The 20064-nt window shown below is 58.8% G+C and carries 18 protein-coding genes; 12 read left to right on the top strand and 6 right to left on the bottom strand.

The features are described 5' to 3' along the window. On the top strand, window positions 1-212 hold a 212-nt coding region (locus ACIPF8_RS06785; RefSeq protein ID WP_400418665.1), incomplete at its 5' end, for a hypothetical protein. A gap of 184 nt (window positions 213-396) precedes the next feature. Here the strand turns inward: ACIPF8_RS06785 and lysS are convergent. Next, a complete protein-coding gene (lysS, locus tag ACIPF8_RS06780) occupies window positions 397-1923 on the bottom strand; it encodes a lysine--tRNA ligase (RefSeq protein WP_400418663.1) in 1527 nt (508 codons plus the stop codon). 87 nt (window positions 1924-2010) lie between these two features. Next, window positions 2011-3115, bottom strand: a protein-coding gene (gene prfB / locus ACIPF8_RS06775) for a peptide chain release factor 2 (protein WP_400418661.1) whose coding sequence is annotated in 2 segments (ribosomal slippage) — window positions 2011-3033 and window positions 3035-3115 — 1104 coding nt in all. Because the reading frame shifts where the segments join, the coding sequence is not laid out codon by codon here. 280 nt (window positions 3116-3395) lie between these two features. On the opposite strand from prfB, the gene ACIPF8_RS06770 reads away from it, so the two are divergent. The 3 genes from ACIPF8_RS06770 to ACIPF8_RS06760 all read left to right on the top strand — a co-directional run bounded on the left by ACIPF8_RS06770 (window position 3396) and on the right by ACIPF8_RS06760 (window position 5816). Next, window positions 3396-4085 carry a hypothetical protein gene (locus ACIPF8_RS06770; RefSeq protein WP_400419469.1) on the top strand — a complete coding sequence of 230 codons (690 nt, stop codon included), beginning with the start codon at window positions 3396-3398 and terminating at the stop codon, window positions 4083-4085. A gap of 136 nt (window positions 4086-4221) precedes the next feature. After that, on the top strand, window positions 4222-4824 hold the full coding sequence (locus tag ACIPF8_RS06765) for a DJ-1/PfpI family protein (protein ID WP_400418658.1): 603 nt from the start codon (window positions 4222-4224) through the stop codon (window positions 4822-4824). After that, window positions 4812-5816, top strand: coding sequence for a GlxA family transcriptional regulator (locus ACIPF8_RS06760; protein ID WP_400418655.1), 1005 nt, complete (start codon window positions 4812-4814; stop codon window positions 5814-5816). The genes ACIPF8_RS06765 and ACIPF8_RS06760 overlap by 13 nt, the downstream gene beginning before the upstream one ends. Before the next feature lie 200 nt (window positions 5817-6016). On the opposite strand, the gene recJ is transcribed toward ACIPF8_RS06760, so the two are convergent. After that, entirely contained in the window at window positions 6017-7711 is a 1695-nt protein-coding gene (recJ, locus tag ACIPF8_RS06755; protein ID WP_400418653.1) for a single-stranded-DNA-specific exonuclease RecJ, read from the bottom strand. Further along, window positions 7708-8802 carry a hypothetical protein gene (locus tag ACIPF8_RS06750; RefSeq protein WP_400418650.1) on the bottom strand — a complete coding sequence of 365 codons (1095 nt, stop codon included), beginning with the start codon at window positions 8800-8802 and terminating at the stop codon, window positions 7708-7710. The genes recJ and ACIPF8_RS06750 overlap by 4 nt, the downstream gene beginning before the upstream one ends. Before the next feature lie 147 nt (window positions 8803-8949). On the opposite strand from ACIPF8_RS06750, the gene ACIPF8_RS06745 reads away from it, so the two are divergent. Beyond that, window positions 8950-9450, top strand: a complete 501-nt coding sequence (locus ACIPF8_RS06745; protein WP_400418648.1) for a DinB family protein — start codon at window positions 8950-8952, stop codon at window positions 9448-9450. Between the two features lie 53 nt (window positions 9451-9503). After that, window positions 9504-9887: a nucleotide pyrophosphohydrolase gene (locus ACIPF8_RS06740; RefSeq protein ID WP_400418645.1), complete on the top strand. Its 384-nt coding sequence runs from the start codon at window positions 9504-9506 to the stop codon at window positions 9885-9887. A 104-nt stretch (window positions 9888-9991) separates the two neighbouring features. On the opposite strand, the gene ACIPF8_RS06735 is transcribed toward ACIPF8_RS06740, so the two are convergent. Continuing rightward, window positions 9992-12187, bottom strand: coding sequence for a TonB-dependent siderophore receptor (locus ACIPF8_RS06735; protein WP_400418642.1), 2196 nt, complete (start codon window positions 12185-12187; stop codon window positions 9992-9994). Then, on the bottom strand, window positions 12184-12462 hold the full coding sequence (locus ACIPF8_RS06730; RefSeq protein ID WP_400418640.1) for a hypothetical protein: 279 nt from the start codon (window positions 12460-12462) through the stop codon (window positions 12184-12186). Before ACIPF8_RS06730 ends, ACIPF8_RS06735 begins: the two co-directional genes overlap by 4 nt. A gap of 135 nt (window positions 12463-12597) precedes the next feature. On the opposite strand from ACIPF8_RS06730, the gene ACIPF8_RS06725 reads away from it, so the two are divergent. The 6 genes from ACIPF8_RS06725 to ACIPF8_RS06700 all read left to right on the top strand — a co-directional run bounded on the left by ACIPF8_RS06725 (window position 12598) and on the right by ACIPF8_RS06700 (window position 20019). Continuing rightward, window positions 12598-13413: a creatininase family protein gene (locus ACIPF8_RS06725; RefSeq protein WP_400418638.1), complete on the top strand. Its 816-nt coding sequence runs from the start codon at window positions 12598-12600 to the stop codon at window positions 13411-13413. A 55-nt stretch (window positions 13414-13468) separates the two neighbouring features. After that, entirely contained in the window at window positions 13469-14641 is a 1173-nt protein-coding gene (locus ACIPF8_RS06720; RefSeq protein WP_400418636.1) for a hypothetical protein, read from the top strand. Between the two features lie 119 nt (window positions 14642-14760). Next, complete coding sequence (mgrA, locus tag ACIPF8_RS06715) at window positions 14761-15798, top strand: L-glyceraldehyde 3-phosphate reductase (protein WP_400418633.1); 1038 nt, start codon at window positions 14761-14763, stop codon at window positions 15796-15798. 151 nt (window positions 15799-15949) lie between these two features. Then, window positions 15950-16087, top strand: a complete 138-nt coding sequence (locus tag ACIPF8_RS06710) for a hypothetical protein (protein WP_400418630.1) — start codon at window positions 15950-15952, stop codon at window positions 16085-16087. Then, on the top strand, window positions 16087-17478 hold the full coding sequence (locus ACIPF8_RS06705) for an L-serine ammonia-lyase (protein WP_400418627.1): 1392 nt from the start codon (window positions 16087-16089) through the stop codon (window positions 17476-17478). The genes ACIPF8_RS06710 and ACIPF8_RS06705 overlap by 1 nt, the downstream gene beginning before the upstream one ends. Window positions 17479-17709: 231 nt before the next feature. Then, window positions 17710-20019, top strand: coding sequence for an NADP-dependent malic enzyme (locus ACIPF8_RS06700; RefSeq protein ID WP_400418624.1), 2310 nt, complete (start codon window positions 17710-17712; stop codon window positions 20017-20019). The last annotated feature ends 45 nt before the right edge of the window (window positions 20020-20064 follow it).

Raw genomic sequence — 20064 nt, 5'->3', positions numbered from 1 at the left:
AAATCGAAAGCCGAATAATTGGGGTTGCAAATAATTGGGGTCAGAGTCGAATTAATTTCAGTTTGACGGGGGTATTTACTCCGTGGGACGTCAAACGGGGTCAGAGTAATTTTCGCAAAAGGCCGCGAAAAAAAACTCCGACCCCATTTGACTACGCCGTCGTTGATTTGCCGGTAAATGGATTTATTCCGCAAAAATCGAAAGCCGAATAATTGGGGTTGCAAATAATTGGGGTCAGAGTCGAATTAATTTCAGTTTGACGGGGGTATTTACTCCGTGGGACGTCAAATGGGGTCAGAGTAATTTTCGCAAAAGGCCGCGAAAAAAAACTCCGACCCCATTGGACTGCGCCGTCGTTGATTTGTTGGAAATCAACGACGGCGCATCGTACTGTTATTAGTCCTCGCGGCGCAGGTGCGGGAACAAGAGTACGTCGCGGATGTTTGGCGAGTCGGTGATCAACATCATCAAACGGTCGATGCCGATGCCGCAGCCGCCGGTCGGAGGCATGCCGTATTCCAGCGCGCGGATATAGTCGGCGTCGAAATACATGGCTTCTTCGTCGCCGGCGTCTTTGGCGGCTACCTGGGCCTGGAAGCGGGCGGCTTGGTCTTCCGAATCGTTCAACTCCGAGAAGCCATTGGCGATTTCGCGACCGGTGACGAACAGTTCGAAACGTTCGGTGATGCCCGGTACGGTGTCGGATGCGCGTGCAAGTGGCGATACTTCGACCGGGTAATCAACGATGTAGGTCGGATCCCACAGTTGCGCTTCCGCGGTTTCTTCAAACAGCGCCAACTGCAGTGCGCCGAGACCGGCGTGGGCGTGCGGCTTGACGCCGAATTTCTTCAGTTCTGCCTTGATGAATTCGGCATCCTGCAACTGGGCGTCCTGATACTGCGGCGCATATTTGTTGATGGCGCCGATGATCGTCAGGCGCTGGAAAGGCTTGCTCAGATCCAGTTCGCGGCCCTGATAAGTCAGGACGGCGGTGCCATGGGCATCGATAGCGGCCTGACGGATCACTTGCTCAGTGAAATTCATCAGCCATTGATAGTCGACATATGCCGCATAGAATTCCATCATCGTGAATTCCGGATTGTGGCGCGGTGATACGCCTTCATTGCGGAAGTTGCGATTGACTTCAAATACGCGTTCGAAACCGCCAACCACTAAACGCTTCAGATACAGCTCAGGCGCAATGCGCAGGAACATCTGCATGTCCAGCGCATTGTGGTGGGTGATGAACGGTTTGGCCGCGGCGCCGCCAGGGATGGCGTGCAGCATCGGCGTTTCGACTTCCATGAAGTCGTTCTTTTCCATGAAGCGGCGGATCGACGACATCGCAGCAGTACGCACCTTGAAAGTGCGGCGCGTATCTTCGTTCATGATCAGGTCGACGTAACGCTGACGGTACTTGGTTTCCTGATCGGCCAGGCCGTGGAATTTGTCGGGCAGCGGGCGCAGCGATTTGGTCAGCAGGCGCAGCGTGGTGACCTTGATCGACAGCTCGCCAGTCTTGGTCTTGAACAGCGTGCCTTCTGCGCCGAGGATGTCGCCGAGGTCGTAGTGCTTGAAGTTGTCGTAATTGTCTTCACCGATGTTTTCCTTGGTGATGAACAGCTGGATACGGCCGTCGGCCTTGCTGCCCGATGCATCCTGCAAGGTCGCGAAAGAAGCTTTGCCCATCACGCGTTTCAGCATCATGCGGCCGGCGACGACCACCTTGACGGCGGCGGCGTCCAGCGCTTCGCCATCCTGGCCGGCGTACTCTGCCTGCACCGCGTCCGCCTTGTGGGTCGGACGGAAGTCGTTAGGGAAGGCCACGCCCTGGCTGCGCAAGGCGCTGAGCTTGGTGCGGCGTTCCGCGATGATCTTGTTTTCGTCTTGCGGGACAGGTTGCTGCTGATTGTCTGTCGTCATGTCGGTATCTTTATAAATGATGCGGTGAAACGTCTGTGGTGCGGCGGGGAAGACCGTGCCGCGGACATCGTCGGCGGCACGTTGAAATTACACGCCTTGCTTGAGTGAAGCCGCGATGAAGTCGTCAAGGTCGCCGTCGAGGATGGCCTTGGTGTTGCCGCTCTCGAAGTTGGTGCGCAAATCCTTGATGCGCGACTGGTCCAACACGTAAGAACGGATCTGGTGGCCCCAGCCGACGTCGGTCTTGGAGTCTTCCAGCTTCTGTTGCTCGCTCATGCGCTTGCGCAGTTCCAGTTCATACAGTTTTGCTTTCAACATGTCCCACGCTTCGGCGCGGTTGCGGTGCTGGCTGCGGTCGTTCTGGCATTGCACGACAATCCCGGACGGCATGTGCGTCAAGCGCACCGCGGAGTCGGTCTTGTTGATGTGCTGACCACCGGCGCCGGATGCGCGATAGGTATCGACGCGGACGTCGGCAGGATTGACTTCGATATCGATCGAGTCGTCCACTTCCGGGTACACGAACAAACTTGAAAACGAAGTGTGGCGGCCGTTGGCGGAATCGAATGGCGACTTGCGGACCAGGCGGTGCACGCCGGTTTCGGTGCGCAGGAAACCGTAGGCATAATCGCCCTCGACTTTCAGCGTAGCGGTCTTGATGCCGGCGACTTCACCGTCGGATTGTTCCAGGATATCGACCTTGAAACCCTTGCGTTCGCAATAGCGCAGATACTGGCGCAGCAGCATCGATGCCCAGTCTTGCGCCTCGGTGCCGCCGGCGCCGGCTTGAATATCGATGAAGCAATTGTTCGGGTCCATCGGATTGCTGAACATGCGGCGGAATTCCATGCCTTCCACCAGCTTGCGCAATTCCTCGGTATCGGCTTCGACAGCTTCTATCGTTTCTTCGTCCTGCTCTTCGCGGGCCATCTGGAACAGATCGGTGGTGTCGCGCAGATCGGCTTCGATCTTGGTCAGCGCCAGCACGATGGCTTCCAGCGATTTCTTTTCTTTACCCAGGTCCTGGGCGCGCTTCTGGTCGTTCCAGACTTCCGGATCTTCCAGTTCGCCATTGACCTGGTCGAGTTTCTCTAACTTCGTATCGAAGTCAAAGATACCTCCGAAGTTCGGCTTCGCGACTGGTCAGGTCGGCGAGCAGGTTTTGCAGGGAATTTAAGCGTTCGGCTTCCATTTTTGGCTCTTTTGCAATCAAACCCTAAATTATACGCCAGCGCTATGGCAGATGGCGCCGCCGTTTGCGTTTTGCTACGAATTGGCTGCTGTTTTTCAGCAAATATGCAGAAATGTGAACCATTGCAACAAGGTAGATATCGAACCCGCAATTCTTTACAATGGATTACGCGCTTGATCATTTCCCTGCCGAGGCCTTGCCGCCCATGACGATTAAGGCAAAAAATAGTCGATTTCATGTCGATTTGGCATCATTTTTGCTGGTGACGCCACTGTGCGTGATGCTTGGCGCCTGTGGTCTTCTGGCGCCAACACCGGCGCCGCACGGCGAAGTCCAGGGCGCTTCCACCAGCGGCGGAGAACTGGCGCAGTCAGACGTCAACCGCATGGCAACGTTGGCCATGCACGACAATCTCGACAGCCTGTATCGCTTGCTGGACAAGTTGTATCGACGCAACCCGGCAGAGTGGAAAAAGACCGCCGCCAGCCGGGAGCTGGCAATCCAGCGCGTACGCGAGGCAGTCGAGGCACGCCAACCGTGGCCGGAACTGCAAGGAAAGCATGACATACAGGCACTGTCGTTGGCGCTTGATCCGGCTTTCAGCGGCGATCGTGCGGCGGCGTTTATTTACGGCGCAGCGGACATGATCATCGTCGCCCACGGCGGCAAGACCAAGTTTTACCTGATTGACGGACTCAACGCCCAATATCTGTACAACGCCGCCCGCAACATGGAAATCGCCGCGTGGATTCTCGGCAGCCGCAAAAATCCTGGCGGCCAGCCGTTGCTGCTGTCGAACGACATCTCAGAGAGTGAGCACAACATCAGTTTCGAGAGGGAGTTCGGCAAGGTGATCGCCCGCATCGATTTGCTGGCTGAATTCACTACCGAGAAGTACCGGCGGGCCGGCATCAGTTATGTTCAGAACCTGGTGGGCGGGACTTTCCTGCAGTTTTTGCCGGTGCGCTGACAACTTCCTCGAATGTCCTTTTTTGTCCGCATTATGTCTACGGCACGCATTTCGCGATATCAGTCCCAGACTTAACATGATCCTCAACGATGGCAGTCCGATTCCGGACTGTCCGTGTGTCGAATGAGGTCAGTGCATGTTGAGTGTCGGAATACTGGTTTTTGATGACGTGGAAATCCTGGATTTTTCAGGTCCTTATGAAGTGTTTTCCACGGCATCCCGAGTGCATGGACGCGGCAACGGCGGCGCCGGCGCAGGCAGCTTGTTCCGCTGCTTTCTGGTTGCGCCGGACATGCGGCCGGTGCGTGCACGCGGTGGTATGAAAGTGTTGCCGGATTGCGTGCTGTTGCCATCTTCGGAGTTGGATGTGCTGCTGGTGCCGGGCGGTGACGTTTCCGTTATCGTCAATAACGACGCCGTGATTGCCTGGATCGCGGCGCAATCCGGAAGCGCAATGATCACAGCTTCCGTGTGCACCGGAGCCTTCCTGCTGGCCAAGGCCGGCTTGCTCGACGGACTGGATGCGACGACGCATTGGGAAGATCAGGATGATTTGCAGGCCGCTTTTCCGGCGCTCACGGTTAAGCGCGACGTGGCCTGGGTCGATTGCGGTAAAGTGGTGACTTCCGGCGGCATATCGGCGGGTGTCGACATGAGCTTGCATCTGGTCGAGCGCTTGGCTGGGGCAGCGCTGGCGACCGCCACCGCCAAACAGATGGAGTACCGATGGCTGCAATAAACGACGGCATGTCAGGCGAGGAGATCACCATCCCGGTGTATTTCCTGTTGCGCGACGCCACCATGGCGCTTGACCTGATCGGTCCGGCGGAAGTGCTGCGCTACGCCAACCGGATAGCCGAACGCGAGGAGCGGGCGGCGTTTTTCGACGTCCGCTATATCAGCGCAGCGTCCTCGATCAGCACATCAATTGGTCTTGGCCTGACAGGTTTCGGCGCGTTGCCGGACAGCTTGCCCGCTAACGCCATTATCGTGCTCAACGGCTGCACCGGCAGCGACGACGACTTCAGCAGCGCTGCCGATCAACGCGCAGTGGCGTGGCTGCGCACGCATTGGCTTGCCTCGCATCGTTTGCTGTGCATCTGCACCGGCGCGTTGCTGGCCGGTTATACAGGTTTGCTCGACGGTCGCCAATGCACCACGCATCACAGCCACTGCAACGATTTGCGGCGCCTTGCGCCACGCGCGCACGTATTGGAAAACCGGATTTTCGTCGAAGATGGCAACGTCTACACAAGTGCCGGCGTCACTACCGGCATCGACCTGGCATTGCACGTGGTAGCGCAAATTACCGGTCATGCCCGCAGCGCGTCGATTGCTCGCTCGCTGGTGGTGTACATGCGGCGCGCCGGCAGCGATCCGCAACTGTCGCCCTGGCTGGCTTGTCGCAACCATTTGCATCCGGCGGTGCACCGCGTGCAGGACGCTGTGATCGGCAATCCTGCCAACGACTGGGACCTGCAGCAACTGGCCGATATCGCCTGCACCAGCGAACGCCATTTGACGCGCCTGTTCCGCGAACATACCGGCAGCAGCCTGGTCGACTACATCCAGCGCATCCGGGTGGCCCTGGTGCGCGAGTTGCTGACGCAATCGAAGCTGGATATGGAGCAGGTGGCGCAGCAGGCCGGCTTCAATTCAACCCGCCAGTTGCGCCGCGTGTGGAGCAAATTCGAAAGCCTGCCGCCAAGCCAGCAACGTGTGGTCGGATGATTCGCAATAGTTAAATGGGGTCGGAGTTTTTTTTCGCGATTTTTGCGAAAATTACTCTGACCCCATTTGAGGGCCTACGGCGCGCAAGCCAAGGCATTCGAGGAAAATTAAATAGGGTCAGAGTCGAATTTTTGGCGGTAACAATTCGACTCTGACCCCAATTAATGGTCTGCGGATTACAAGCTGTTAAGGCAGCCGCTTCACGCCGGCTCAGCGTGTTCGACCATCAACTGTACCTTGGTCACGCCGTTATATTCATTGGCGTCCAGGCGGAATGCGACTTTGGCCTTGCTGCCCAATTCATCGGTGTGGCCGAACCAGATCGCATCGTAGCGTGTGCCATTTCGCTCCAGCAGCAGCTTCAAGTGCTTTTCCTTCAGGATGCGTTGGCTGACCACGCGGAACTCGTCGCAAAACAGTGGCGGAGCAAAGCCCTGGCCCCACACCTGGCCGTCCATCAATTCAATGAACTGGGTGGTGTAGTAGGCATCTTCCAGCGGCCCATCGGTTTCAATCACGCGTTCCAGCTGGCTCTTTCCTAGCCATTCGCGGCCGACTTTCTCGAAAGCGGCGGCGAAGGCGTCGAATGCATCGGCGCGGATGGTCAGGCCGGCGGCCATCGCGTGGCCGCCGAATTTCTGGATCAGGCTGGGCGCATGCTTGGACACCAAGTCCAGCGCATCGCGCAGGTGGAAGCCTGGAATCGAGCGGCCGGAACCCTTGATCAATCCTTCTCCGCCGGGAGCGAAAGTGATGGTCGGTCGATAGAATTTATCCTTCAAACGCGACGCGACGATGCCGATCACGCCTTGGTGCCAGGACGCGTCGAACACGCTGATGGTGGTGCTGTCCTGTGGTTTGAAATCATCCAGCAATGCCAGCGCGGTGTCCTGCATGCCGGCTTCGATATCGCGCCGCTCGCGGTTGATGGTGTCAAGTTGCTGGGCGATGGCCCAGGCACGGCCTTCGTCGTCGGTGGTCAGGCATTCGATGCCGAGCGCCATATCGGCCAGGCGGCCGGCGGCGTTCAGGCGCGGGCCCAGCGCAAAGCCGAGATCGAAAGGCGTCGCCCGGCGCGCTTCGCGGCTGGCGGCGCGGAACAGCGCGGCAACGCCGGCATGCATGCGGCCGGAGCGCATGCGTTTCAAACCTTGCGCCACCAGGATGCGGTTGTTGGCGTCGAGCTTGACGACGTCGGCGACGGTGCCGAGCGCTACCAGGTCGAGCAGTACGTCCAGTTTTGGTTGGGTCTTGGCATCGAATATGCCGCGCTTGCGCATTTCGGCGCGCAGCGCCAGCAAGACATAGAACATGACGCCGACACCGGCCAGGTTCTTGCTCGGGAAGCCGCATTCAGGCTGGTTCGGATTGACGATGACTGCCGCTGCCGGCAGCGTATCTGCCGGCAAGTGATGGTCGGTGACCACCACTTCGATGCCGCGCCGGTTGGCTTCTTCCACGCCGTCGATGCTGGCGATGCCATTGTCGACCGTGACGATGATGTCGGGCGATTTTTCGCGCGCGGTCAGCTCGACGATTTCCGGCGTCAGGCCGTAGCCGTATTCGAAGCGGTTCGGCACGATGAAGTCAATGTTCGCGCCCAGCAATCGCAGACCGCGCAGGCCGACTGCGCAGGCGGTCGCGCCGTCGCAATCGTAGTCGGCGACGATTACCATTTTCTTTTTTGCGGCGATGGCGTCGGCCAGGAAGCTGGCCGCAGCGTCGATGTGCAGCAGCCCAGACGGCGGGATCAATGCGGTCAGCTCGCTTTCCAGTTCCTTGACATCAAGCAGGCCACGCGCGGTGTAGACACGCGCCAGTACCGGATGGACGCCGCTTTGGCGCAGCCGTTCGGAATCGCGGAAAGGGTAGGGGCGGGTAACGATACGAGTCATGATGAATGCGCTGGCAGTAAGCCGTTCAGTGATGGCTTGAGCCAGAATTTCTTGAGTGACAGGCGGCTGGCGGTCCATTCAAGCAGGTGGGCATTGTCGGTGATGTACAGCGACAGGCTATCCAGCCGGCCTTGCTGCATCGCTTGCAGCAGCGGTGCGAAGAATTCGTTTTCGAGCGCCTGCAGCTGTTGCAGCCAACCTGACCATTCGCCGGTCAGCGCCGGCTGGATCAACTGATCCAGCGTGAGTAATGCGTGCTCGGGTTTGGTGGCGATGATATCGGCCGCGCTGGCGCTGACATAGGCTGTCTTGGCATATTGGCCGAGTCCTGCGAGACTATCCGGCAGATTGAACACGTCGCGCGGTTCACCTGACGTGGCTGGCGCCGGCGCTGCCGTCGCTCCGCCCCATAACCACAAGGAATTGACGGCTTGCAGTCCTTGCATTGCCCGTTGTTCGTTCAACGGATGCGCAAACCACAGCATCTGCACTTCATTCTGCAATTTGCGCCATGCTGCGGCGCCGTCGCCTTGCGGCATCCAGATATCGATGTTGTGACCGCAGGTGGCGTCGGGAGTGGCGGTCAGCAAGCCTTGCCAGTCGTCGGCGCGCATGAACCAGGTGTTGGCGCTGCCGTAGCGCAGTGATCGGCCCACTTCAGCGAACAAGGGCTCGGCGGCATCGAACAGGGTGCGCGAATCCGCTTCGGACAGGTTGATCTGGCGAATATCGGTCAGCACCAAGTGGTCGCGGGCGATATGGATATGCGACGGATGCAGCATGAACCAGACGCCATCGTCAGCAGCCAGGCCGAGTGAGCGCATGGTGGCGCAAGCCAGGGCGGGGCTGTTCTGATGCTCCTGGGCGGACCCGCCATCGGCCGCAGCGAACGGCGGCAACGCAAATTGCGACGTCAGCCACGCTTCATGCGGCAGAGCTCTTGCAAAATCATCAAACTGTTGGCGATGACGGCCGGACTTGGCCCGCGCCATCAAGGTGGCCAGGGCAGGCAGTTTCAATTCACGCAATAAATCGCGCGCCAGTTCCGGCGGCGGAAGGCCGAATGGCAATAGGATATCTAAATGACTCATGCCGAGATTGTAGGGCATACCGGGTCATGAGGCGAATTGCCGGGTCGAAGCGTTGGCGCGCAGTTGGCCTGCAAAAGAAATGCGCTTCTCATAAAATGGCTGGATTATCCTGGAAACAGCCATCCATCCCACCACAAGCCAGCCGCCATGAACTCATCAAACCTGCTCGCCACTCTCTTCGAATACAAAGCCTGGGCCAACGACACGCTGTTCACGGCGCTACTCGACCTGTCGCCGGAAATGCAACAGCGAGAACGGCATGACGCGACGCGCATCCTGAATCATGTCTATGTGGTTGACCGCATTTTCGAAGCCAACCTGCAACGCCAGGCGCATCAATACAAGGGATTGAATACGCCTGAAACGCCGACGCTGGAAGACTTGCGCGCGGCGGTCAGCGAAACCGATCGCTGGTTGCTCGCCTATGCCAAGAATGTATCGGAATCGGAGTTGGCCGAGATTGTCGATTTCACCTTTGTCGATGGCAAGCCAGGCCGCATGTCGCGCAGTGAGATGCTGTTGCATGTCATCACGCATGGCAATTATCATCGCGGCGCGGTCGGACGTATCCTGGCGCAGCTGGGTTTGCCGCCGCAACGCGATACGCTGACGGTTTTCCTGCATCGGCCTGAAGCTGCTCGTGCGTAACGAAGACAAGTCGCTTGCTTCCTGGCTTGTGACGCAACAATTGGAGCACCACCATGGCAGAGCAAACAGCGAGCGGCGATTTTGCCGCACTCCGTGAAACGATCCGTACCTTCGTCGACGAGCGCGACTGGGATCAATTCCATACGCCGAAGAACCTGTCTTCCGCGTTGTGCGTCGAAGCCGCAGAGTTGCTAGAACACTTTCAATGGCTGCAAACCGGTAGCCGCGAGGAACTTGGCGCCGCCAAGCTGGAGCAGGTGCGGCATGAAATGGCCGATGTCCTGGTTTATCTGGTGCGTCTGGCCGACAAGCTCGATATTGATCTTAATGCGGCGGTGGCTGAAAAAATGGTGTTGAACCGCGCCAAATATCCGGCCGACAAGGTGCGCGGGGATGCGCGCAAATATGATGAGTACAAGGACTATAAGGGTGGCTGACCTTGTTGTTGATTTCCTTGCCCTGGATGAGGCAAGGAAATTGAACGAAGGATCGTCGGAGCCGGGACACGTGGCTTGGCAATCGGCACGGTTCCCGGACATCCTCAGAAATTCAGCTTCGCGCTGAGCGTCACTTCACGCGCTGCGCCGATGCTGACGAACGGCGTGCCGCTGCAGCAGCTGGAGGTGTAGTAGGTCGAGTCGAACAGGTTCTTGACGTTGAGTTGCCAATCGATCGCCTGGCCTTCTATCAGCGTATTCCACGACACGAAGGCATCCATTACGCGGCCATATGGCAAGTGGTAGACCTTGCCGGTGCCATCGCCTACCGGCAAGCTGCTGAACACGCGGGCGCCGACGCCGGCGCGCACGCGGCCTTCGACCGGGCCGACGCGCGAGACGCCGAAATCACGGGTCAGATAAAGCGACGCGGCATGCTTGGGCGTGTTTGGCAACGGATTGCCGGCCATCTTGGGATCGTCGGCGTAGCGTGCCTCGGTGTAGGCATAGCTGCCGACCAGGCTGAGGTCGCGCGTGATGCGGCCGCTGGCGTCCAGTTCCAGCCCGCGCGAACGGGCCTTGCCGGCGTTGCGGGTGTAGTTGATGCCGCCGATGGTTTCGGTAGTCTGGATGTTGCGTTTCTGGATGTCGAATACGGCCACGGTCGCCGTCAATTGCTCGGTTTCCAGTTTCGAGCCGATTTCATAACCCTTGGCCAGCTCGGGCGGCAAGGTGCCGATTGGTGTGGCGATCGAAGTGTTGGGCTTGAACGATTCGCTGTAGCTGGCGTACATCGACCAGTCCGGCGCCAATTTGTAGACCAGCCCGGCACGCGGTGTAGTGCGGCCGGCGGCGACCTGGCTGCCGACGATGAACGGGCGGCCCTTGCCGGTCAGTTCGTTGAAATATTCATAGCGCAGGCCAGCCAGCACGATCCAGCGTGAATCGAGGTGGATCGAATCCTGCAGGAAGATGCCGCGCGAGATCAGCTTGTCGGTTTGATCGCTGTCGGCTGGGCTGATTTTGCTGCCGGCCGGCGTCAAGACGCCATACACCGGATTGTAGATATTGAACTGGGTGTTGCTCGGGCCGCGGTACAGGTCGGCCAGCACCCGGTAGTTGCGCATGTAGTCAACGCCGCCGACGATGTCGTGCTGGATGCCGCCCCATTGCACTTTACCTTCAGCGTTAAAGGTCAGCGTATGCGCCGACTGCACGCCGTTCTGGGTGGAGTCGACACGGCGGGTGGCAACGCCGGTGGCATAGTTGACCGACAGCACGCGGGCCTGCCAGTCGTTGTAATAGCTGCGGCTGAAGCCGTAGCCGCCACGCAGCGTCCAGTCCTGGTTGAGGCGATGCTCGAAGCGCAGGTTGACTGCGTCGGAACGCCCGGCCGAGACGTTGTAGGTTTCGTCGAAGCGGCGGTCCTTGGGCACCGCTACCGGATTGCCGGTGCGCGGGTCGATGATGGTGCCGCGATCGATCGGCACCGAATAATTCATGTGCTCGTAAGCGAATGACAGGGTGGTGTCGCGGCCGTACCAGGCCAGCGAAGGTGCAACCACCGATTGCGTGGTCTCGCCGAAATTGCGCCAGTAGTTGGTGCGCTGGTGATCGGCGATCAGGCGATATGCCAGCCCGGAATCGCCGATCGGTCCGGTCAGGTCAACCTGCTCGCTGATGCCGCCATAGCTGGAGCCGCTAACCGTGACTGAACGCTGGGTTTCCAGCAGCGGCTTTTTGCTGATGACGTTGATCACGCCGCCCGGATCCATGCTGCCGTACAGCATCGAGGATGGGCCTTTCAGCACTTCGACGCGCTCGGTGGTTGGCGTGAAGTTACGCGGCTGCACCGACAGCATGCCGTCGCGCAGCATCGAGTTGTCGCGGTTGTCGCCGAAGCCGCGCTTGATGATTGCATCCAGCGTGCCGCCCAGCGTATTACCCATGCGCACGCCAGATACTGTATCCAGCGATTCTGCCAGGCTGCTCGGCTGTCGGTCCTGGATGAATTGCGAAGTCACCACGGTGACCGCTTGCGGCACGTCGATCAGGGCTGCATCGCTGCGGCTGGCGACCGATGCGCGCTTTGCCTGGTAACCGTTTTCCGCTTTCGGATCGGCATCGCGATCGGCCTTCACCGACACCGTTGGTAATACATTTTCATTGTTCCCTGCGCTGCCTGCCGCCACCGTAATTGGACTGCCGGATTGCCTGGATGTCTGGTCGTCCTGGATGTCGACCGCTATCGCGCCGTGCGTCAGCACGAGCGAACAGATTCCCACTATCTTCTTTTTCAAAACTTTATCCTCGCCTGGCTATTTATTTTTTGTAATGCAGCGGAATTATAGCAAATGATAATCATTCGCAATTGACTTGTTGGCGATTGATGATGATTTTTCTGTGCAGGCCAGCTTGTAGCCTCCTCAGGATGCGATACGAAGACGGCCGCGAAGCGAGGTGCATGTGAAAACGAATGCGCAACATCTCCGCCGCCAGTTGCGCATTGCCCGATGCAAGCCGAATGGGGGACGACGCAAAAACGCATCTCGGCATAAAATTCGGAAGCGCTCATGCGATTGCCACGTACTCGATCCTCGTCCGCGAGGAGTAGAATTAGGCGCAGTCGCTGCGTATCAATCCTGTGTCCTGGCGTCGGCAGAGGATTCGCTTTTCAAGACTTGACCCGTATTTTCCCTGAGGAACCTGCATGCATTTCCCTGTACGAAGAACTTTCGTTTCCCTCATTTTTCTCGCCGCTTCCCACCTCGCCTTTGCGCAAGCACCGAAAACAGTGTTCATCGAAGACTTGACCTGGACCGAACTGCGCGACCAGGTCCAAGCCGGCAAAACCACCATCATCATTCCTATCGGCGCCACCGAGCAGAGCGGGCCCGATGTCGCGCTCGGCAAGCACAATGTGCGCGTAAAAATACTGTCGCAACGCATCGCTGAAGGGTTGGGCAATGCCTTTGTGGCGCCGGTCATCGCGTATGTCCCGGAAGGCAATACCGCGCCGCCGACATCGCATATGCGCTTCCCCGGCACCATTACGATTCCGGATGACGTTTTTGAAAAAATGCTGGAGTCGGCCGCCAATAGCTTCAAGGTTCACGGTTTCAAGAACATCGTTTTCTTGGGCGATCACGGCGGTTATCAGAACAACATCAAGAAAGTGGTGGCGAGCCTCAACAAAGCCTGGTCCGGCTCCCCGGCCCGTGCAATTGTGCCGCCGGAGTATTACGCCAGCAGCTCGGACGGCTTCGCGCAAATACTGCGCCAGCGCGGTTTCCGCGATGATGAGATCGGTACTCACGCTGGATTGGCGGATACCTCGCTACTGCTTGCGGTGGCGCCGCAGATGGTGCGCCAGGACCGATTGCGCAGCAGTCAGAAACTTGGGCTCGCCGATGGTGTCTATGGCGGTGATCCGCGCCGGTCGAGCGCCGAACTGGGTCAGTTGGGTATCGATGCGATCGTGTCGCGGACCGTTGCCGCCCTCAAGGCGGATACTGCAGCCCGCTAGCAAAGTCTCGGACTTTTTTAATATTGTTGTCACTTCCTAAATAACGGAATTCATTATGCATTTTAATTTTCGCCGTCTGTCACGCCTCGCATTGTCTGTCAGCGGTGCGCTGGCCGTTTTGAGTATCGCCTGCAGCGCATCCGCCGCGCCGGCAATCGCCACGGTGCCTGGCATGGCGCCTGTGGTGAATCCCGCCAACTTGTACAGCGAGGCCGGCGCCGGCCATTTCAGTCCGGCGGTGGCGGGCGCGCTGCCGCGCATTTATGTGCCTAACCTGCGTTCTAACGATGTCTACGTAATCGATCCGGCAACCTTCAAGGTAGTCGAGAAATTCAAGGTCGGTTATAGCCCGCAGCACGTGGTGCCGGCCTGGGACCTGAAGACATTGTGGGTGGCGAACAATGCGGAAGGCCGGCCTGATGGCAGCCTGACGCCGATTGATCCGACGACCGCGAAACCTGGCAAGGAAATCCCGGTGGAGGATCCCTACAATATGTACTTCACGCCGGACGGCAAGGACGCCATCGTGGTGGTAGAGGCCCACGCCCAGCTCGATTTCCGCGATCCGCATACGATGGCGCTGAAGTCCAGCCTGTCGGTGCCGGAGTGCAAAGGCATCAATCACGCCGACTTCTCGATCGATGGCAAGTACGCATTGTTTACCTGCGAATTTGGCGGACGCCTGGCGAAGATCGATATGGTCAATCGCAAGGTGGTCGGCTACCTGCAATTGGACAAGAAAGGCATGCCGCAGGATATCCGTATCTCGCCGGACGGTAAGGTATTTTTCGTCGCCGACATGATGGCCGACGGCGTTTATGTGGTTGACGGCGAGAGTTTCACCAAGATCGGTTTCATTCAAACCGGAACCGGCACGCACGGCTTGTACCCAAGCCGCGACGGCAGCAAGCTGTATGTCGCCAATCGCGGTTCGAACAAGATCCACGGCCCACGCCATGGCAAGGGCAGCATTTCGGTGATCGATTTCGCCACGCGCAAGGTGGTGGCGAACTGGCCGATCCCTGGCGGCGGCAGCCCGGACATGGGCAACGTGAGCGCGGATGGCAAGATGCTGTGGCTGTCGGGCCGTTTTGATGATGTCGTCTATGCGATCGACACGACTACCGGCGCCGTCAAATCGATCCCGGTCGGCATGGAGCCGCATGGCTTGACAGTATGGCCACAGCCTGGCCGTTATTCGCTGGGCCACACGGGTAATATGCGCTGATAGCAGATGTAGTTGATTTAGCAGAAAATCGAAAGCCCTGGATTGGTCGCATGCGTGGCATGTGCGCGCCGGGGTAACAGGGCTTTCGACATATCCATCGTTAAAAGGAATTTCCAGTCATGAGTTATCACGCATCAAGCAAGCGTTACGAGAGCATGCAATTTCGTTTGTGCGGCCGCAGCGGACTCAAGTTGCCGTTGTTGTCGATGGGCCTTTGGCACAACTTCGGCGACACCACCTCGCTGGCGCGCCAGCGTGAGATGGTGCACACCGCGTTCGACCTCGGCATCACCCATTTCGACCTGGCCAACAATTACGGGCCGCCATATGGCAGCGCCGAAACCAATTTCGGCCGCATCCTCAAAGAAGACCTGCGTCCTTACCGCGATGAACTGATCATCTCGACCAAGGCCGGTTGGGACATGTGGCCGGGGCCATACGGGCAGGGCGGCGGTTCGCGCAAATATGTGCTGGCCAGCCTCGACCAGAGCTTGCAGCGCCTGGGCCTGGATTACGTCGACATTTTCTATTCGCATCGCTTCGATCCGGAGACGCCGCTGGAAGAAACCATGGGCGCGCTGGCAACGGCTGTGCAGCAAGGCAAGGCGCTGTATGTCGGCATTTCATCTTATTCGCCGGCCAAGACCGCCGAAGCCGCCAAGCTGTTGCGCGACTGGAAAGTACCTTGCCTGATTCATCAGCCATCCTACAACATGCTCAACCGCTGGATCGAGCAGGGTTTGCTGGATACGCTGGAACAGGAAGGTATGGGTTGCATCACGTTTACTGCGTTGGCGCAGGGGTTGTTGAGCGATAAATACCTGAATGGCATCCCGCAGGATTCTCGCGTCAATCGCGAAGGCGGCGGTTCGTTGCAGCAGGCTCACCTGAGCCCTGAGAACCTGGCGCGGGTGCGTGCGCTGAACGAGATCGCCAAGGCGCGTGGCCAGAGCCTGGCGCAGATGGCGCTGGCCTGGGTGCTGCGCGATCCGCGGGTGACCACCACCTTGATCGGCGCCAGCAGCCCGGCCCAGATCCGCGAAAACGTGGCGGCTTTGGATCGCCTGGATTTTTCTGCGGAAGAATTGGCCGCGATCGATGTCCAGGCGCAGGACGGTGGCATCAATCTGTGGGAGCGCTCCTCGAAAGCTGAGTAAGCGGCAGGTCATGCATAGAGATGGAAACGGACGCCGCGGCGTCCGTTTTTTTTCGATTCTGCACAATATTAAAATGCTTAATTGCTATTGATTGACTGCTTTCGCGAGCGAGGATGCTTCGCAACGCGATACACGTGAGCAGAACAAGATTATGATGACGCTATTGGCATTCTCGCGCATCCCGGTGGGTTATTTTGAACCGCCGAAGATCGACAATGCCGCAACCCGTCAAGGAGCTGTAATGATCGGATTCATGTTGTTTTTGCAGTACACGCAATTGGGACACTAATGAACATCAGCGCATTTGATTTATTCAAGATCGGTATCGGTCCATCCAGTTCACATACTGTGGGGCCAATGATTGCCGCCAATCGATTTGCCGCCCATCTGCATGATGCCGGCCTGCTGGACGCAGTCCATGCGGTACGGGTCGAGTTGTATGGTTCGCTCGGCGCCACAGGAAAGGGGCACGGCAGCGACAAGGCGGTGCTACTGGGACTGGAAGGCAACCTGCCGGACAACATCGATCCCGACCATGTCGAACCGCGCCTGGCGGAAATCCGCAGCAGCAGGAAATTGCTGTTGAACGGTACGCATCCGATTGGCTGCGTGGAAAAGGAGCACGTACTGTTTTTCCGCCGTGAAGCGCTGCCGCAGCATCCAAACGGCATGCGCTTCGTAGCGCTGGACGCCGGCGGCAGTGAGATTGCCGTGAAGGAGTATTACTCGGTCGGCGGCGGGTTCGTGGTCAGCAAGGAAGGGCAGCGCGTCAACCTGGTGCAGGCCGGTAGCGTCCAGGCGGAAGGTGAGTTGCCGTATCCATTCCATTCCGGCGCCGATCTGCTGCGCATGAGCGCGGCAAGCGGCCTGACGATTGCGGCCCTGATGATGGAAAACGAAAAGCACTGGCGCACGGCGGAAGAGGTGCGCGAAAAAATGCTGGGCATCTGGGATGTGATGGCGGCGGCGGTGCGACGCGGTTGCTCGATCAGCGGCGAATTGCCGGGACCCATGAAAGTCAAGCGCCGCGCTTCCGAACTGTACCGGCAGTTGAAGGAGCGCTCCGAGGAATCGCTGGTCGATCCGTTGTCGATGCTTGACTGGGTCAATCTGTACGCGATGGCAGTCAATGAGGAAAATGCCGCTGGCGGACGCATCGTCACTGCACCGACCAACGGCGCGGCAGGCGTGCTGCCGGCAGTGCTGCACTATTACACCAAGTTCATTCCCGGCGCCAATCGTGATGGCGTCATGACCTTCATGCTGACGGCTGCGGCAATCGGCTTGATCTACAAGGAAAACGCTTCCATCTCGGGCGCCGAAGTCGGTTGCCAGGGCGAAGTCGGCGTTGCCTGCTCGATGGCAGCTGGTGCGCTGGCGGCGGTATTGGGCGGCAGCACCGAGCAGATCGAGAACGCGGCAGAGATCGGCATGGAACACAATCTCGGCATGACGTGCGACCCGATCGGCGGATTGGTGCAGATCCCCTGCATCGAACGTAATGCGATGGGCGCGGTGAAGGCGATCAATGCCGCTCGCATCGCTTTGCGCGGCAACGGCAAACACTATGTATCGCTCGACAATGTCATCAAGACCATGATGCAGACCGGCGCCGACATGAAAACCAAATACAAGGAAACCTCGCGTGGCGGTTTGGCGGTCAATGTGATCGAGTGCTGAAGCGTCTGCGGATATTCTGTTTTTGATTTGCCAATACCAATACTGCAAGCTGCGGCAGATTGGTCTACCATCAGGATAGAGCAGCGCCAGTGGCGGCAAGCCCGCCAATCAATATTCTTTCCGCTAGGCATTTGTCCAGGCGCGGATTCGCACGCCGATAACCCGCATTGATGGACATTGTGATAATGTCGCTGCCACGAATTTTTTTACTCGCGTACCAGGAGATCATTAATGAGCACCCCCACAACCCTTTCTGCGGCCGAGCAGGCCCTGCGCGACGCTGCGCTGGAATATCATCGCAGCCCGACGCGCGGCAAGATCGCCGTGGTGCCGACCAAGCCATTGTCGAACCAGCGCGACCTCTCGCTGGCGTATTCTCCTGGCGTAGCGTATGCCTGTCTGGCGATTCATGAAGATCCGGAAACCGCGGTCGAGTACACCTCGCGCGCCAACCTGGTCGGTGTCATCACCAACGGTACCGCAGTGCTCGGCCTGGGCGATATCGGCCCGCTGGCCGGCAAGCCGGTGATGGAAGGCAAGGGCTGCCTGTTCCATAATTTTGCCGGCATCGATGTATTCGACATCGAACTGGCCGAGCGCGATCCGGACAAGCTGGTGGAGATCATCGCCGCGCTGGAGCCGACGCTGGGCGGCATCAACCTGGAAGACATCAAGGCGCCGGAATGTTTCTACATCGAGAAGAAGCTGCGCGAGCGCATGAAGATCCCGGTCTTCCACGACGACCAGCACGGCACCGCCATCATCTCCTCCGCGGCTCTGTTGAACGGTCTGGAACTGGTCAACAAGAAAATCGGCGAAGTGAAATTGGTCGCCTCCGGCGCCGGCGCCGCAGCGATTGCCTGTCTCGACCTGATGGTGGAACTGGGCGTCAAACGTGAAAACATTTTCGTGTGCGATTCGCGTGGCGTGATCCACGACAAGCGTGAAGACAAGCTGGATGTATCGAAGCAACGCTACCAGCAAACCACCGCTGCCCGTACTTTGGCTGACGCGATTGTCGACGCCGACGTGTTCCTCGGCTGCTCGGCGCCTGGCGTGCTGACGCAAGATATGGTCAAGGCCATGGGCCGTCAGCCGATCATCCTGGCGCTGGCCAATCCGGAACCGGAAATTCGTCCTGAGCTGGCGCTGGAAGCGCGGCCGGACTGCATCATCGCCACCGGCCGTTCGGACTATCCGAACCAGGTCAACAACGTCTTGTGCTTCCCATACATTTTCCGCGGCGCGCTGGATTGCGGCGCGACCAGCATCACCGAAGCGATGAAGGTTGCCTGCGTGCGCGAAATCGCCGACCTGACCAAGGCCGAGATCAGCGAAGAAGTGGCGTCCGCCTATGCCGGCCAGGAATTGCATTTCGGCCCGGAGTACATCATTCCGAAGCCTTTCGATTCACGCCTGATCCTGCGCATCGCGCCGGCCGTGGCGCGCGCCGCTGAAGAGTCCGGCGTGGCTACCCGTCCGATCAAGGATATGGATGCCTATCGCCAGTCACTGATGCGTTTCGTCAGTCACACCGGTATGTTCATGCGTCCGGTATTCCTGGCTGCACGCGGCGAGCCGCAGCGCATCGTCTACGCCGAAGGCGAAGATGAACGCGTGTTGCGCGCGGTGCAGATCGCCCTGGAAGAAAAGCTGGTGCGGCCGATCCTGATTGGCCGTCCGGCGGTGATCGAGGCGCGCATCAAACGCGCCGGCCTGCGCCTGCAGGCGGGACGCGATTTCGAACTGGTCAATCCGGAAGATGACTCCCGTTTCCGCCAGTACTGGGAAACCTATCACGAGATCAAGGCGCGCGACGGCGTTACTCCTGAGATGGCGAAATCGATACTGCGCCGTTCAAACACGACCATTGCTTCGCTGCTGGTCAAGTTGGGCGATGCCGACGGCATGCTCTGTGGCCTGGTCGGCCGTTTCGACAGTCACCTGGAGCATGTGAGCGACATCATCGGCCTGCGCGAAGGCGCCAAGTGCTTCGCCGCCATGAACGGCCTGGTGCTCGACAAGCACACCTTATTCATCGCCGATACTTTCGTCAACGATGAGCCGGACGCCGAGCAATTGGCCGACATCGCTGCGATGGCGGTGGAAGAAGTGCGTCGTTTCGGCGTGCCGCCGAAGGTGGCATTCCTGTCGCATTCGATGTTCGGTTCCAGCACCCGTCCTTCGGCGAAGAAGATGCGTGCTGCACGCGACTTGTTCGTCAAGCGCATGCCGGATGTCGAAGCCGATGGCGAGATGCACGGCGACGCCGCGCTGAGCGCCGAGGTGCGGGCGCAGTTCCTGCCGAAATCGACGCTGAGTGGCGATGCCAATGTCCTGATCACACCGAACCTGGATGCCGCAAACATCCTGTTCAACGTGTTGAAGATGACCGGTGGCCAGGGCGTGACGGTTGGTCCGGTATTGCTCGGCGCTGCTGCGCCGGTGCACATCCTGAATCCATCGGCAACGGTACGACGGGTCGTCAACATGACCGCCCTGGTGGTGGCAAACGCGATTTCGGCCAAGCAGGGCGCGTAAGTGGCTATCAGTAGTTAAGCGAATAGTTAAGAGAATAGTTAAGCG

Origin of the sequence: Collimonas sp. NPDC087041, from assembly GCF_044745265.1 — a bacterium.
GTDB lineage: Bacteria > Pseudomonadota > Gammaproteobacteria > Burkholderiales > Burkholderiaceae_D > Collimonas.
Note: the sequence above shows the minus strand (reverse complement) of the source record. Positions and strands in the feature narration are given on the sequence as shown.